The organism is Endozoicomonas sp. OPT23 (assembly GCF_009653635.1).
In the GTDB taxonomy this organism is placed as follows: domain Bacteria; phylum Pseudomonadota; class Gammaproteobacteria; order Pseudomonadales; family Endozoicomonadaceae; genus Endozoicomonas_A.
The window spans coordinates 488,791-503,981 of the sequence record NZ_PPFD01000006.1; the positions used below are offsets into that span (position 1 = coordinate 488,791).

Here is a 15,191-nt window from a genome sequence, read left to right on the forward strand (position 1 = left end):
GGAGTAGCAGAATGATTGAGCACTTACTTCCATCACAATTACGCTCACGATGGCTGACCTATCGCATTCAAAAACGTCACCGTGATTTTGCCGATGTTTTTGTTAAACCTCCAGTAGACGAATTGATCAGCCTTGATCTGGAAACCAGCAGCATTAACCCGCAATCCGCCGAGATTCTGGAAATTGCCGCCATGCCAATTCGTGGAGAAAAGGTTTTCCCGGGTGAATCACTGGTGCTCAGGGTCAAGCCATCCGGTGAACTGAACCCTGATTCAGTGCCTATTCACCAGATCAGAGAAAAAGATCTTGAAAATGCTCTAGAGCCGGAAGAAGCGCTCCGCCAGCTTTTGCATTTTATGGGCGGTCGCCCCATGGTTGGTTATAACATCAAGTTTGACCAGGTGATCATCAGTCGTTTCTGTCAGCAGTACTTTGGCTTTCAACTACCCAATCAGATTAAAGAGCTGTCGCATCGCTATTACTGGAAAAAACTGCATCAACAGCCTGAAGGTGTCACAGATATGCGACTGGAAAAGATCTGCGAAGAGTTGGATATTCCACTCCTTGACCGACATACCGCCAAGGGTGATGCCCTTACAGTAGCCCTGGCCTGGCTGAAACTTTCTTAACCTTTTTCGGCCTTAACACTCTCTACCCAGTTAGTGATATGTTGATCCAGCAGGTTCAGAGTCACCGGCCCACAAATCATCAACTGACGATGAAACTCTCGCAAACAAAAACGTTCTCCCAAATCTGTTTCACTCTTTTCTCTTAACTGTTGAATACATATATCACCCATTTTGTACGACAGAGCCTGAGCAGGCATGCCAATATAACGATCTACCTCTGCAGCAATGGTTGCTTCGGAAAGAGAAAGATAGGTTTGCATATACTTATTGGCCCGCTCACGACTCCAGCCGTAGAAATGAATACCGGTATCCACCACCAGCCGTGTTGCTCGCCACATTTCCATCTGCAGCTGTCCGAAATGGTCAATAGGCTCATCATATAACCCCATATCGTGCCCCAGCCGCTCACAATACAAAGCCCAGCCTTCGATATAAGCGTTATATTCCAGAGGGCGATAGAGCTGAAACTCGGGAATGCCTTCAAGCTCCTGTAGAATGGCAATATGCATCAAATGACCGGGCCAGGCTTCATGAAGTGCCAGTGGTGTATGCATATAGGATGGACACTTATCCGGTAATGAAGTCAGCCAGTGAACACCTGCCCGCGAATTATTGGCTGGGTTTGGCTGGGCAAAAGCCGGAGGCATGGAGGCTGAAGTTTCCGAATCAATACTCTTTATGCCATAGCTGATACGGGGAATCAGATTGAAATACTCCGGAATCATACCGTCGATCTTTTTCGATAAAATCGAAACTGTGTCATTCAGAGCCTGTGCAGATTCGGACAGATAATCGGCATTACCAGCAAGATGCTCTTTGAGTTCATCAGCACCCTGGGTAAAACCGGCCTTTCTTGCGACACACTCCATCTCTGTTTGAATGTGAGCCACTTCCTGTAAACCTATCTGATGAATCTCTTCTGCACTGTGTAAGCAGAGAGTTTCTTTCTCAACCAGATAGCGATAGTAGTCTGGATCTGACTCTGAAAGACTGTTTTTTCCTGTTGTATATTGTCCCAGTTGTTTTTCAACAAACTGACTCCAATTCGCCAATGCCGAGTATATTTCTTCGCTAATAATCAGCTCTGCTTTTTCTACCAGATCTGAGTACCTGCTGGCCATACTACCCACCAGCGGTTTAAAGAAACCACTCTTTCTGACAGGCTGACGACTTTGCTCCAGTGGTGAGTTAATAACCGGCTGCAGATGTATCGCAGGAATCCTGTAGTCCTTGTTACAACCTTCTAAAACCCGCTGCTCAATATCCTGAAACAGTGCAGGAATGGATCTCAACCTTTGAAGATAGTCCTCAACATCCTGACGACTGAGCAGAGAGGTATCATTGAGATAAAGTACTGCACGAAAATCAGGCGTAAAGGGAAAGAACTCATGGCGAAGGTGTCGTTCAAACTCAAACTCTTGAACGGTATTACTCAGTTCCCGTTGCAGCAGGTGATAGCTTCTGGATTCGTTTTCGGTCAATTCTGACGGAGGTATTGTCAGCAGCCTTTTTTTAAAACTCTGAGCTGCTTCATAGCACGACTGAAAGTCACTGAGACTTTCTTTGCACAGCAAATGGGTCAGCCGGCCATCACCCACTGAACGACCTATGGCCGGATCTGTGTCCAACAAGTGCTGCCAATAATCATCACAAAGTTTGGAAAAGTCGGCATGCATTGAAATGACCCCGAATAATGAATATCTACTTAGAATAGACATACCAGCATTCGGGGCAGTAAAGAAAGAGTCAGTAGTGGTGGTTAATCATGATCAACCGCTTCATCAACCGGAGCAGCCTCAAGATAGTCATCAATCAATTTACGGGCTGTACCAGCATCAATATCTTCAACGTAGAGGCCTAACAGGCCATTGGCAGGCAACTCTCCAATAGCACCTGCCAGATAGCTGCCACCGACATGGCAGTTAATACTGTGAGACTCCAGCATATCTTTCAGGCACTGAGCCTCCATGAGGTTATCCGGATTATATATCCTGATCATGACATCAACTCCTGAAACTCATTTCACTCAAATCAATGCAGGTATAGATCTTTAATTTGCAAAGCCAGTTCATTAGCCTTCTTCAATTGCTCAGGATTCAACTGTGCAGCCAGGTTCTTCTTCTGTTCCATAGCCTGCTGAGCAAAATTGTCATTGGCACCCGCCAGACTTACCGTTGTCCACATGTAGGCAGCAATCAGATTTCTGTCAGTACCTGACCCCATGTAGTAGGACTTGCCCAGTTCATATTGAGCCTCAGGCAGCTTACCTTTCTTACCCGCGGCATCTTCCAGCAGCTTGAAACTCTTTTTCTTATCTTTGCCAACACCCGCCAGACCTGATCTGTAAGCCTTGGCCAGCAGCAGTTGAGCTTCAGCATTACCTTTCTGCGCCAATGGTTCCAGAAGGTCTACCATTTGATCAGGAACGACCTGATCGAGCTTGCCCGTAAGCATTTGCTTGCCTGCCATCAGCGATGATTCAACATCACCGCCTGATGCTTTTTTCAGCAAGTCGTTAAACTCACCCGCCTGCCCTGCAATAGACGTCGTCACCAAAACAGTTGCCAGGACACCCTGCAATAAACGCTTGCTTACCTTCCCTTGGAATCCCATTTCATACCTCTGAAAAATAGCGGATTTCAGGGGTGAACAACGCAGCATGACGCCTTCCGCCCCCAGTCAAATATTGGTCGCTTAGTCTACTCCCATCAAACGCAAAACAGAATCCCGAGGCGCGGGGAAAATCACAGGTAAACCACCGCCGAAAGCGGTATACTTTTGCCGTTGCCAAACCTTCGAAGAATAATAGCTGGTTACAAAGTGCCACAACCTTGCAACAGAACAATCAAATCACCGTCGATATAATGCATTTTTCGCTTTACTGAGTGGCTAATTACCCCGAATGGAACGCTTTGACGATATCAGGCCCTACAATGATCAGGAAGTTCGTCCTGTACTGAACCGCTTACTTCAGGACCAGGATTTGATCAGTGTGCTCAGCCAGCACCAGCTCCCGCGTCTGAATGACTCTCTGCCCGGAGTTGCCCGCTGGCTCATCCGCCTTGGACTGAAAAACAAAACCAAAGGCGTGAACGATATCGAAGATTTCCAGCACATCGTTGAGCCTTACCTCACCGGTGTTATTGAGTCGACTGCAAGCGCTATCAGCTTCTCTGGTCTGGAAAATCTGGATCCGTCAAAAGCCTACACTTTTCTCTCCAACCACCGTGATATCGCGATGGACCCGGCATTAGTCAATCTGGCGCTGCATCGCGCAAAACGTACGACAGTACGAATTGCCATTGGCGACAATCTGCTGCAGAAGCCATTTGTCAGTGACATTATGCGTCTGAACAAAAGCTTTATCGTTAAGCGTTCTGTTGCAGGGAGAAGAGAAAAACTGAGAGCCTTTCAGGAGTTGTCCGCCTATATCCATGACTCTATTGATACCGGACATCCGATCTGGATTGCCCAGAGTGAAGGTCGGGCAAAAGACGGCAATGACCGTACAGACTCGGCCATCATCAAAATGTTCCATATGAGTCGAAAGGATTCCAGCACCACGTTTGCCGACAGCATCTGCTCCATGAATATCGTGCCTGTTTCCATCTCTTACGAGCTTGACCCCTGCGATCAGGCTAAAGCCAGAGAGCTGTATGAAACGGAACAGCTGGGCAGCTATCAAAAGGAACAGGGCGAAGACCTGAAGAGTATCGTTGCCGGTATCGAAGGCAGCAAAGGTCATATTCATGTTGCTTTTGGTCAGCCACTGACTGATGAGTACGCCAATGCCAACGAGGTTGTTGCCGAAGTGGATCGTCAGATTTATCAGGAATATCGTTTAACCGGTATTAACCTGGCAGCATTCTCCCGAATGGATCGAGGCCGACTGCAGGGGTTGCCGGAAATAGAAACAGACGAACTGTTCAGCACTCTGGCACCTGATGAAAAGATGGCTGAAGCCCAGGCCGCATTTGATCAACGTCTGTCAGAGTGTCCTGCTGAATACCACCAGCACCTGATTATGATGTACGCTTACCCGGTGATTAACCGACTCAGTATTCGCTGAAAATTTTCTCTGGAGAGAACAAACCAGCAGATTCAGGAAAGGAACTATGTACAGCCTCGTTTTTTATGTACCTGCAAGTCATATAGAGACGGTAAAAGAGGCTGTTTTTGCAGCAGGGGCTGGTCACTATGGTAATTATGACCAATGCTGCTGGCAAGTTTCCGGACAGAACCAATTTCGACCACTGGATGATAGCCAGCCTTTTATTGGCCAGCAAGGTACGACTGAAGCGGTCGAAGAGTTTCGGGTTGAAATGATCTGTCAGAAAGCCTCGATCAGAGCAGCGATTGACGCCATGATTCAAGCACACCCTTATGAAGAACCTGCTTATTCATACTGGCCCATCAATCCTGCCCTACCCTAATAAACTGTTTGAATACTGACAATAAACGACAACTTAATACAACTACTGAGCCACCTTTTTTACTTGTTGAACCACCTGAATATCTTCTATCTTCTGCTCAAAATTACCCGACTGACGGTCGACAAAATAGTGCCGCAGTGTTTTCCTAATGGTATTAAAGGCTAACTCATCCCAGGGAATTTCATCTTCACTGAACAACCTTACTTCTGATGACTCTTCGCCTGCAAAGAAGTCTGGTTCAGGCAGTTTGGCCAGAAAGAAAACAGACAACTGCCCAACATGAACGATATTAAACAGAGTGTAGAGCGACTCGATATTAACTCTTGCCCCTGCCTCTTCCCAGGTTTCTCTGAGCGCCCCCTGCTCAAGGGTTTCACCCAGCTCCATAAAACCACCAGGCAACGTCCAGTAACCCTTTCGAGGCTCAATAGCTCGCTTGCACAGTAGAACCTTATCTTTATAAACAGGTAGAGTACCTGCCACAATCAGCGGGTTTTGATAGTGAATAATCCCACAGCTGTCACACACATCCCTGACCCGGTTATCACCTTCCGGTGTCCGCCTGCTCACCTTTGCCCCACAGTCACTGCAGTAATTCACCCTGTTCTTACCCCGCTTTAATTGCTCTTCCAACCTTAAAGGGTAGAAATCCCCCTTGTCCAGAACTGATAATATTTCTTTACGAATCAGAACTAACCAACTGAATTTTCTGTGTTAATATCAAATAACAGTGATAAAAAATAATTGACATTAAATCTGAGTCAGTTTTATTGATCACCTGTGATCAGTTACCAATACTCATACTGACCCAGAAAACTCGGCACTTTATGCAACTAACTGATATTGAGAACAAGCTGCAACAACACACTCCCAGAGTTATTGATCTTTCTCTGCCTGAAGCTGCTGTCCTATTGCCACTGGCAACCAATCCTCAAGGCAAGGTAACCGACGTTATTTTCACCCGTCGCGCTTCACATATGAACAAGCACAGTGGCGAAGTGGCCTTTCCTGGCGGAAAACGAGACGATACTGACCCGGATTTAATGTATACCGCTTTGCGAGAGTCCAAAGAAGAGATCAGCCTGGCACCCAGCTCTGTTAATGTCATTGGAGAATTGGGACCAGTAGTGTCTCGTTTTGGTATCAAGGTAACACCCTTTATTGGCGCTGTTCCGGGTAATGTCGAACTGCAGGGAAACCCTGACGAGCTCGACAGAATCTTTTCTGTGCCACTGGATTATCTAACTGATATCGATAACGTGCGTTTCGATCAATGGAGTATGACCAGTCAGAATTATGCCATGCCGTCCTACCAGTTTGGTGAATACCTGATCTGGGGATTAACGGCGATTATGCTGGTAGAGTTTCTGAACATTACGACGGGGACCGATATCCCTCTGGATGCGCCGCACTTCAGACCAAGCCACAGTATCCTCCCTGATGCCAGCTGAGAAGCTGTTTTTATTCAACTAAAAACAGCTTCTGATGACTGTTCACTTCTTTTTTGCTTTGCGGATTTTCTTCCACTGATCAGCCGTAAACATTCTTACCGACTTCACTCGGTTATCCTGCATCTGCATGATTTCCAGACGATAGATGCCTACTTTCAGACAAACACTGGATTCAGGAATGAACTCCATCTGTTCGGTAATCAAGCCGTTAATGGTACGGGCATCCTCGGTAGGCAGAGACCAACCCAGAATTTTATTAATGTCTCTTACTGAAGCCGAGCCATCAATAATATAGGTACCATCTTCCTGAGGTGTAATATCCTGACTTGAATCTGAAACGTCGGTAGTAAAGTCACCGACAATTTCTTCAAGGATATCTTCAAGGGTCACCAGCCCCATAACATCGCCGTATTCGTCTACCACCAGAGCAACACGCTCTTTGGTTTTCTGGAAATTAAACAGCTGGGTATGAAGTGGTGTACTTTCCGGCACATAGTAGGGCTCTGTCGTTTCCTGCAGCAACATGGCTTTATTGACTTCTTCTTCACTGAGAAGTCTCGCCACCTTTCTCATATGCAGCATACCGACAAGATTGTTCACATCCCCTTTAAAAACAGGCACACGTGTATGCTGGCAATCACGGAGCTGATCAAGGATATCCTTGATATCGTCTTCAATATCGATGCCGAGCACTTCGTTACGCGGCACCATTATGTCATCAACCCGAACCTTTTCAAGATCCAGGATACCCAGCAACATGCCTCTACGCTTTTGGGGCAATAGCATGCCAGGGTCGGTCACTATGGTGCGCAGCTCTTCTGCATTCAATTGATCCTGAACTGCTTCTCCCGGACGAATACCAAACGGCTTCAGCAGCAGACCACAAATCCAGTTCAGGGCAACAACCATTGGGTAAAGCAGCTTCAACAACGGGAACAGAACCAGCGATGCAGGAAAAGCCACCTTCTCCGGAAACATAGCGGCAACTGTCTTGGGTGTTACTTCACCAAAGATCAGCACAAACACAGTAAGGCCCAATGTCGCTATGGCAATACCACTGTCTTCACCCCACAACCTCACAGCAATAATCGTTGCCAGCGCAGAAGCCAGAATATTAACGAAGTTGTTGCCGATCAGAATAACGCCAATCAAACGATCAGGACGGTCAAGAAGATTACTGGTTCGCAGAGCGGCCTTATGCCCTTTCTTGACCAGATGCCGCAAACGATAGCGGTTGATCGCCATCATTCCGGTTTCGGAGCTGGAGAAAAATGCCGACAGCAACAGCAGGAAAAAAAGTACGGTCGTTAAAAGACTCGTGGATGCTTCACTCAAGACTGGAATCGCCTGTTATATTCGATCATTATAAAAGTCTGATTCTACCTGCTGCCTGAAGGTTTACCAATCCCCTTGTTAAATATGCTGCCAGCTGGCAAACATGTTTTCAGTCTAAAAAAGTCAGGATTACAGCTTATCGAACACTACCGGTTGATAGTGCTCGACTTTTGGAAATGGTTCATAAAAATGATGCAGCAGATCTTTCCACTGTTGGTACTCAGCTGACTGCCTGAAGTCTTCTGTATGATTTTCAAGCGTCTGCCAGTTTATCAGCAACATATAACGGTCAGATTTTTCAATGCATTTCTGAAGCTCATGTGAGACATAACCTTCCATGGATGAAATAATTCGAGACGCTTTATAAAACGATCGTTCAAAATTAGCTTTCTGCCCATTCTTCACATCCAGTACCGCAACTTCCAGAATCACAACTTACCCCCTGTTTAACCGACTCTATTTTCAAAATCTATTTCAAAATTACTTAGAACAAATGTTCAGTTTTAAGTCCACCTATGCACCTGTAAAACGGCACAAGAAAGTGAGGTGAACTTTCTCAACCCCTTCCTGTCTCTATTTCATCAATAAAAATTTAATAAACAGGATTAAATATGAATATAAGCTCATTTAAGCTATCACATAAGTCGATCATTACAGGCTTTGCTTTGATCTGCCTTGGTTTTTGCAACATTTCATACAGCAACGAATCACAAGCTGGGTATCTCTACATTGAATGTCCGGAAAGCATTCCAAAAGATGAACTTCTTAATCCCAGTCAGTACTGGGTAAGCCCCTTTAGCGATACAACTATGGAATACAGATCAAACCCGTATTTCTCTCTTTTCTCATTCTATGAGAAACGCCCTGATCTTTTAGATGATGATACTCCGCTTAAATTGCACTCAGAATGGCACCATCAATCTGAGACAGGGGAAAGCAAATTAATATGTTTATACGACGAACTGGCTATTAACGAAGTAAATATATTGGGTATGCAAACCCATACTCGTACTATCTTCTTTGACGTTACTCTTACGCTAAATAAACAGCACGCCTTTAAACGGATCAGAACAGCTGACCATATTGCCAACCATTCTAATTATGGTTGTGCCACCTTGTCTGGTGAAAATATACAACAACACCATTGGGGAAGGTGTCGGCTAATACCTGATTTCAGCATCGTCAGCTACACAAATGAGCAAGAGTATAATGACTCGGATTCCAGATTGATCGTTCACCATAGTGACGAAAGTCATCATCCTGATTTTAAGCCATTGAAAGGCAACAGTGAATTACTGAGCGGCCAGTTTACAATGGTCCCTCAGGATAGTTTCGTGCGGATTTTTGCAGCCAGCAACAACTCTTCAGTTGAAGAAGTATCTCATTATTGCACAAGCGATGGCAGTGAATTACTCCCCCCTCATAACAGTGAGCAACCCCAATACATAGAGCTTGTTCAAAAAGACACCGGTATTTTTGAGTGCCATATAAAAGAACTTGCCTCCTCATACTGGCAGCATAAACCAGCGTTATTTGACTTCTACAGTCTGCTACCAGCGGCTCTAACTGATTACTATGACCTCAAATTGAACGAGGCAAAAGATCGTGCTCTATACACTATGGAGGTAGAAAAATTAATACAGGGACAAGAGCGTCGACATTGAGAATACCAGGGAAACTATAAACAAGCCGAGCTAACAGAATCAAACCCCGGGGGTAGATGTCTTTGACCAGTATTCAGCTTATGCCGTAAACAGTCTGCCTGCTGAATACTGATCAAATATCACCCGAAAAATATCGGGCTAAAGATTCAACGAACAATGATAAAATCCACTACCGTCCGCCAGCCAAAATAAGCAATCAGCAGTAGAACAAAACCGGATACCGTCCAGCGCATAGCCTTTCTACCACGCCAACCATTTAGCCAGTGACCAATTAAAAGCGTGGTAAACAGTATCCATGCCACCATTGAAAGTATGGTTTTATGCAGCATTTCCTTGGCAAACATATTGTCAATATGAATAAAGCCGGTTACCAGAGAAAGGGTCAGAAGAATCACACCCACCAGCAGAAACTCAAACAGCAATTTTTCCATGGTCAACAGTGGCGGCAGAGCTTTCAGCAGTTTGCGCTGATTATGCTGACGCAGCTGACTTTCCTGATAAGCCAGTAGCAAAGCCTGAAACATTGCCACCATCAGCAGGCCATACGCCAGCACAGACAAGAGCACATGGGCTACCATAATAGCCGGAGCTGCAAATACATGGGTATAAGGAACCAGCCAGACTGCAAGCACCCAGACAATGGTAAAGGGGATAATCGCCATTAACAGACTTTCAGCAGGCTTTTTCAAACTGCTGAGCAACAGCACCAGAGTGACCATTAAGGTAATCAATGAGCCTATATTGATGATGCTCAGGTTGATTCCTGTAGGGACATGGATATTGAAGTAGAGCCCCATGGTTTGAAAAATGGCACCCACGGTGGTCGATATCAACACCAGATTTCTATAATTGCCCTTTTCAGCAACACGAAGCCACTGGGCAAAAAGTCCAACTCCGTAGAAGAATGCAGCACAGATACTGACTAACATGACATTCATTGAATCAGTTATAACCTCAGGCTGATTAATATCATTAGATGTGAAAGTGTGTCATATCAATGCAGTGGAGACTATGCCTTAGAGCAATAATCACGAAAAAATTACTTGATAAATACCCTGTTTAGTCAAAGAAAGTAAAACTCCGGTGCTGCCCAGCCCCTCGAGATTGGATATAATGGTGATAATTTTACGCTTATGGCAGTGCTTGTGACAGAGCAAGCTGTCTTACAGCAAGGCATTCCTTCAAGGTAACCTGGATGTTCGAGAATTTAACCGAACGCCTGTCGCAGACGCTTAAAAACGTCACCGGCAAGGCAAAGCTGTCTGAAGACAACATTAAAGATACCCTGCGCGAAGTGCGCATGGCGCTGCTGGAGGCCGACGTTGCCCTGCCAGTGGTTAAAGATTTTGTAGGCCGCATCAAAGGGCGAGCCATTGGTCAGGAAGTTCAGTCTTCCCTGAGCCCGGGTCAGGCGTTTGTTAAAATCGTTCAGGCGGAACTGATCGAGGTAATGGGTAAGGCCAACGATGAGTTGAACCTTGCTGCCCAGCCACCTGCGATTATTTTGATGGCCGGTTTGCAGGGTGCGGGTAAGACCACCTCTGTTGCCAAGCTGTCCAAGTTCCTGAAAGAGCGCCATAAGAAATCTGTACTGGTTGTTTCCGCTGACGTATACCGTCCTGCGGCGATCAAGCAGCTGGAAACCCTGGCTGCTGAAGTAGACGTTACCTTCTTCCCGTCTGACATCAATCAGAAGCCGGTCGATATTGCCACTGCTGCGGTACAGGAAGCCAAGCTGCGTCATATTGACGTCGTTATTGTCGATACCGCCGGTCGTCTGCATATTGATGAAGATATGATGACCGAGATTAAGGACGTTCACAGCGCCATTAATCCGATTGAAACCCTGTTCGTGGTTGACGCCATGACCGGTCAGGATGCGGCTAATACCGCTAAAGCCTTTGGTGACGCTCTGCCACTGACCGGTGTCATTCTGACCAAGGCTGACGGTGATGCTCGTGGTGGTGCCGCTCTGTCTGTACGACATATCACCGGTAAGCCGATCAAGTTTATTGGTGTTGGTGAAAAGACCGATGCACTGGATCCTTTCCATCCGGATCGTATTGCCTCCCGTATTCTTGGCATGGGCGACGTTCTCTCCCTGATCGAGGAAGCGGAACAGAAACTCGATAAGAAGAAAGCCGACAAACTCGCTAAAAAGCTGAAAAAAGGTAAAGGCTTTGACCTCGAAGACTTCCGTGACCAGCTGCAGCAGATGAAGAAGATGGGCGGCCTCTCTGGCGTCATGGATAAACTGCCAGGTATGGGTAACATGCCGGCTAATATGCCAGGCCAGATGGACAACAAGATCTTTGTCCAGATGGAAGCCATCATCAACTCCATGACCCCTGCTGAACGTGCCAACCCGGACATTATGACCGGTTCACGCAAGAAGCGTATTGCCGGCGGTTCCGGTACCCAGATTCAAGACATCAACCGTCTGCTCAAACAGCACAAGCAGATGAGCAAGATGATGAAGAAGGTGACCAAGAAAGGCGGCATGAATAAGCTGATGCGCGGCCTTGGTGGTATGAAAGGGCAGATGCCTGGCGGCATGGGTGGCATGATGCCTCCTGGTGGCGCCGGCGGTAAGAAGTTCCCGTTCTGATATTGCCACCGCACTGATATCCAGGCTATTGGCCAGCCTTTCGGCTGGCCAGCGGCTCAATCAATTCCTGCCCTTTCTATTTCCCGATAAGCAATTCAGAACTCTGACCATTAAAATGCACATCATGCTGCATATGGGCAATGGTAATACCATGCTCTTCAAACAGCTCATGGACACGACTGTTTACCTGATTTCGGGCAATAAAACGATCATCCGCATGACTCAGGAATATCCTCAGCTCATATCGCTGGCTGTGCTCGGTGTATTCAAAGAATGCTGCTTCCGAGACCGGCGTTGTTCTGACTGAGTTAGACTCAGCCGCCGCCTGCAGCAACAGTCGACGCACCAGGTTATGATCGCTGTCATGACTTACCCCGTACCAGAGTGATAATCGAATAATCACCGAACTGAGCGACCAGTTGGTTAACTGATTACTGATTAACAACCGGTTCGGCACAATCAGCTCGATACGATCAAAGGTTTCAATCACCGTTGCTCTAATCGATATTTTTTTCACCGTGCCATCACGTTCTGATATGGTCACCGTGTCGCCTACCCTGATGGGACGCTCCAACAGAATAATCAGACCGGAAAAGAAGTTGGCAACTATATCCTGAAGGCCAAGGCCAAGACCGACGACAATGGCCAGTACAAACCATTGCGCCCTGTCCCATGGAATACCCAACTGCCCAAGCGCGGTAGTAATACCAACAGCCCAGACCAGATAGGAAAATATACGATTGTAGATATATGCATTAGCGGCCTGTTTTACCATCCGCTCCGGCAACAGAATCTGTAACATACCCGCCAGATTTCTCGCTACCAGCCAGGTCGCCATTAATATCAGAACCACATTAACGACAGCACCCAGACCAATAACCAGAGTTCCTGAACCTTCCGAGAATGAGAAAAGGTGTGCTTCTGAAACTGGCGACAGCAAGGGACTCAACCCTCGCCATATCAGCATCAATATCCCCACCGAGGCCAATGAAAAGAACAGGGTCATCAATACACGCCCCTGACTCTCCAGTTTCTGACTTTTTTCACAGAACTTTTTCTTCAAAACCTGAGATTCAAGGCCAGAACTTTCCTGCAGACCGGACTTCGCTTTCTGCCTGGCCATAACGGCTTCTGCACGCAATCGTAATTGATAGTCTGCAACCAGGTACAGCAACCAGAGGTAAGCACCATAAAGCAATAACATTTGAAAATGGCTGAACACCATCCAGGACAATTGTTGATAACCTAAGACTGCCGTCACAGCCACGACAAGCAAAAGCGTCGCAGCGACGATTCGCACCAGCAAACCTCGCCAGTCATGACGTGAGAAATTATTACTCCAGGAACAGAACAAACCAATCTGCCACAGGCTCACAACCAGCAGCGACAACTGACCAAGGCGGTTTTCAAAGGGGTTTTCATACCATTGATGCGTCAAGGCCGTAAGCCAGAGACCTACCATAGACGACACAACCAAAGTTGATGTGAAAGGGTGTAACTTCTTTTGCAGCACCTGCAGTACTTTGTTGACTCCTTTATGTTTGAGTACAGAAGTCAGTACACACCAACTGTAACTGATCACCAGCAGGCCGATCATCCAGGAACCACGAAAACCTTCTTCAGTATCAGCACCACTGGAGCCTAGAAGGACAGCTGCAATAAGCAAAGGGCATGGTTGCAGCAGGATCAGAGCAATAATTCTGTACCAGCTCTGCCGACTTAGCTCATTCTCATAATCAATCAACGGTAACTTGTGATACCAGCGCTTCAGAGCAAGACGATAGATCAGACAAAACATGGGGATAAATAAAACCAGCCAGAACAACCAGTCGCTGAACAGCCCTGCCAGTAATGATGGAATCTGCTGTGGCAAGCTTGTCACCATAGACAGTAAACCTGCAGGACCCAAAGCCGGAACGGTCGCCATCCATAACTGCCTCTGATCCAGTAACAGTAATAGATTTTCCTGATGCGCTTTCAGCTCACCTTCCAGCTTCTGAAGCTCAGCCGCCATTTGCAGCATCTGTTCATGCTCCGACAGAAGCTCATTGATCTTCTGACACCTTCCGGTACATTCACCATCAGCCATTAACACGGTTTTTTCTTCAAACAGCTGGAACCGCTTAACCCTGAGTTCCTGAATCAGCAAATTAACATTCAGTGTGTCAGGGATGGACTTAAGGCGATGCTTCTGCCTCAACATCATGCCATAGAGCAACTCAACGTTCTGAACCTGTTCCATCTGATAAAGCATTTCATAATGCAGGCTTTGTAACTGCAGCAGGCTTTTTCTGGTTTTACTCAGTCGTTGCTTGAGGCTATCAGCATCAAGCGCCTTATCCGCATCAGATTCCGCTGATACTGTCTGCTTTTTAGCGCCTGCTGTTTTCTTACTTCGCCTCTGTTCAAGCAGCTTCTCTATCTGTTGAACCTGATCATTGGCAACATTGATTTTACGGGTTGCCAATGATTGAAAAAGCTCTGCAAAGCGAATTTTACGAGCAAGATTGTGTTGTTTCTGGTCATCCAGCTCGTGTTCGGGAACAGAGTGATTCTCTCCCGTATATTTGCTTTTACTGTATTTTTCCTGAAGCAGTAGCCTTTCACGACTCAATTGAACACTGGCTTCTTCCGACAATTCCTTTTTCAATTGCCAGTTACTTAATTCCATTTTCCTGCTATTAAGCAAGGCATCTAATTCATCGCTTTTGAAGCGACTGTAGTTAGTCGTTTTCTTTTCTTCCGCCAGCCTGATATCACTTCTGATATTGTGGATATCCGTTTCAATCAGCTCAGCTTCGTCCTTAAGCTGCTCGAGAGAAAGCTCCGAGACAGCCTGCAAGGCTTTGACTCGTGTAGCCTGCTCATCATCCTTTATAGAGAAGTTCTGCAGCTGTTTATAAGCGTTTTGCAGCAAGGCAGCGTTAGCCTGAGAATAATCTACATAACCAGAGAGAATAACGAGGAAGAAAATACCAAGAATAAATTTATAATTATTATTTTTCACAACACTCAGATCTATTTTTTATTCGAAACAGCACTTGAGTGTAGTACAGAAAAAAGGCACGACA

At 46.3% G+C, this 15,191-nt stretch carries 14 protein-coding genes; 6 read left to right on the forward strand and 8 right to left on the reverse strand.

What is annotated here, in order from left to right; translation table 11 throughout:
- The first annotated feature begins 11 nt into the window (after positions 1 to 11).
- Positions 12 to 629, forward strand: a complete 618-nt coding sequence (locus EOPP23_RS16075; RefSeq protein ID WP_153767003.1) for a 3'-5' exonuclease — start codon at positions 12 to 14, stop codon at positions 627 to 629.
- On the opposite strand, the gene EOPP23_RS16080 is transcribed toward EOPP23_RS16075, so the two are convergent.
- The 3 genes from EOPP23_RS16080 to EOPP23_RS16090 all read right to left on the reverse strand — a co-directional run bounded on the left by EOPP23_RS16080 (position 626) and on the right by EOPP23_RS16090 (position 3,242).
- Positions 626 to 2,305, reverse strand: coding sequence for a DUF885 family protein (locus EOPP23_RS16080; protein ID WP_194842637.1), 1,680 nt, complete (start codon positions 2,303 to 2,305; stop codon positions 626 to 628). The genes EOPP23_RS16075 and EOPP23_RS16080 overlap by 4 nt on opposite strands.
- Positions 2,306 to 2,388: 83 nt before the next feature.
- Complete coding sequence (locus EOPP23_RS16085; protein WP_153767005.1) at positions 2,389 to 2,628, reverse strand: DUF2007 domain-containing protein; 240 nt, start codon at positions 2,626 to 2,628, stop codon at positions 2,389 to 2,391.
- 32 nt (positions 2,629 to 2,660) lie between these two features.
- Positions 2,661 to 3,242, reverse strand: coding sequence for a tetratricopeptide repeat protein (locus EOPP23_RS16090; protein WP_194842638.1), 582 nt, complete (start codon positions 3,240 to 3,242; stop codon positions 2,661 to 2,663).
- A 289-nt stretch (positions 3,243 to 3,531) separates the two neighbouring features.
- Here EOPP23_RS16090 and EOPP23_RS16095 point away from each other — a divergent pair, with 289 nt between their 5' ends.
- Both EOPP23_RS16095 and EOPP23_RS16100 read left to right on the forward strand, forming a co-directional pair.
- Positions 3,532 to 4,698: a 1-acyl-sn-glycerol-3-phosphate acyltransferase gene (locus EOPP23_RS16095; RefSeq protein ID WP_153767007.1), complete on the forward strand. Its 1,167-nt coding sequence runs from the start codon at positions 3,532 to 3,534 to the stop codon at positions 4,696 to 4,698.
- A gap of 46 nt (positions 4,699 to 4,744) precedes the next feature.
- The gene (locus EOPP23_RS16100; RefSeq protein ID WP_153767008.1) at positions 4,745 to 5,062 is read left to right on the forward strand and encodes an NGG1p interacting factor NIF3; all 318 of its coding nucleotides are present in this window, start codon (positions 4,745 to 4,747) and stop codon (positions 5,060 to 5,062) included.
- 42 nt (positions 5,063 to 5,104) lie between these two features.
- Here the strand turns inward: EOPP23_RS16100 and EOPP23_RS16105 are convergent, their stop codons facing one another.
- Positions 5,105 to 5,662 (reverse strand): NUDIX hydrolase, encoded by a 558-nt coding sequence (locus tag EOPP23_RS16105; protein ID WP_370514785.1) that lies wholly within the window; start codon positions 5,660 to 5,662, stop codon positions 5,105 to 5,107.
- 227 nt (positions 5,663 to 5,889) lie between these two features.
- Here EOPP23_RS16105 and EOPP23_RS16110 point away from each other — a divergent pair, with 227 nt between their 5' ends.
- Positions 5,890 to 6,513 carry a CoA pyrophosphatase gene (locus EOPP23_RS16110; protein ID WP_153767010.1) on the forward strand — a complete coding sequence of 208 codons (624 nt, stop codon included), beginning with the start codon at positions 5,890 to 5,892 and terminating at the stop codon, positions 6,511 to 6,513.
- Between the two features lie 42 nt (positions 6,514 to 6,555).
- On the opposite strand, the gene EOPP23_RS16115 is transcribed toward EOPP23_RS16110, so the two are convergent.
- Complete coding sequence (locus EOPP23_RS16115) at positions 6,556 to 7,848, reverse strand: HlyC/CorC family transporter (RefSeq protein ID WP_153767011.1); 1,293 nt, start codon at positions 7,846 to 7,848, stop codon at positions 6,556 to 6,558.
- A 129-nt stretch (positions 7,849 to 7,977) separates the two neighbouring features.
- A complete protein-coding gene (locus EOPP23_RS16120; RefSeq protein WP_370514786.1) occupies positions 7,978 to 8,280 on the reverse strand; it encodes an antibiotic biosynthesis monooxygenase in 303 nt (100 codons plus the stop codon).
- Between the two features lie 179 nt (positions 8,281 to 8,459).
- On the opposite strand from EOPP23_RS16120, the gene EOPP23_RS16125 reads away from it, so the two are divergent.
- Positions 8,460 to 9,512 carry a hypothetical protein gene (locus tag EOPP23_RS16125; protein ID WP_153767012.1) on the forward strand — a complete coding sequence of 351 codons (1,053 nt, stop codon included), beginning with the start codon at positions 8,460 to 8,462 and terminating at the stop codon, positions 9,510 to 9,512.
- Positions 9,513 to 9,658: 146 nt separating this feature from the next.
- Here the strand turns inward: EOPP23_RS16125 and EOPP23_RS16130 are convergent, their stop codons facing one another.
- Entirely contained in the window at positions 9,659 to 10,450 is a 792-nt protein-coding gene (locus tag EOPP23_RS16130) for an inner membrane protein YpjD (protein WP_153767013.1), read from the reverse strand.
- Positions 10,451 to 10,707: 257 nt separating this feature from the next.
- Between EOPP23_RS16130 and ffh the strand changes: the two genes are divergently transcribed.
- Complete coding sequence (gene ffh, locus EOPP23_RS16135) at positions 10,708 to 12,120, forward strand: signal recognition particle protein (protein ID WP_153767014.1); 1,413 nt, start codon at positions 10,708 to 10,710, stop codon at positions 12,118 to 12,120.
- A gap of 76 nt (positions 12,121 to 12,196) precedes the next feature.
- On the opposite strand, the gene EOPP23_RS21845 is transcribed toward ffh, so the two are convergent.
- Positions 12,197 to 15,127 carry a mechanosensitive ion channel domain-containing protein gene (locus tag EOPP23_RS21845; RefSeq protein ID WP_153767015.1) on the reverse strand — a complete coding sequence of 977 codons (2,931 nt, stop codon included), beginning with the start codon at positions 15,125 to 15,127 and terminating at the stop codon, positions 12,197 to 12,199.
- Positions 15,128 to 15,191 lie beyond the last annotated feature (64 nt).

What these genes read in the sequence shown, in the direction of transcription:
- EOPP23_RS16075 (WP_153767003.1), top strand. Translation starts at nt 12, where the DNA reads ATGATTGAGCACTTACTTCCATCACAATTACGCTCACGATGGCTGACC.
- EOPP23_RS16085 (WP_153767005.1), bottom strand. Translation starts at nt 2,628, where the DNA reads ATGATCAGGATATATAATCCGGATAACCTCATGGAGGCTCAGTGCCTG.
- EOPP23_RS16110 (WP_153767010.1), top strand. Translation starts at nt 5,890, where the DNA reads ATGCAACTAACTGATATTGAGAACAAGCTGCAACAACACACTCCCAGA.
- EOPP23_RS16095 (WP_153767007.1), top strand. Translation starts at nt 3,532, where the DNA reads ATGGAACGCTTTGACGATATCAGGCCCTACAATGATCAGGAAGTTCGT.
- EOPP23_RS16125 (WP_153767012.1), top strand. Translation starts at nt 8,460, where the DNA reads ATGAATATAAGCTCATTTAAGCTATCACATAAGTCGATCATTACAGGC.
- ffh (WP_153767014.1), top strand. Translation starts at nt 10,708, where the DNA reads ATGTTCGAGAATTTAACCGAACGCCTGTCGCAGACGCTTAAAAACGTC.
- EOPP23_RS16130 (WP_153767013.1), bottom strand. Translation starts at nt 10,450, where the DNA reads ATGAATGTCATGTTAGTCAGTATCTGTGCTGCATTCTTCTACGGAGTT.
- EOPP23_RS16080 (WP_194842637.1), bottom strand. Translation starts at nt 2,305, where the DNA reads ATGCATGCCGACTTTTCCAAACTTTGTGATGATTATTGGCAGCACTTG.
- EOPP23_RS16100 (WP_153767008.1), top strand. Translation starts at nt 4,745, where the DNA reads ATGTACAGCCTCGTTTTTTATGTACCTGCAAGTCATATAGAGACGGTA.
- EOPP23_RS16090 (WP_194842638.1), bottom strand. Translation starts at nt 3,242, where the DNA reads ATGGGATTCCAAGGGAAGGTAAGCAAGCGTTTATTGCAGGGTGTCCTG.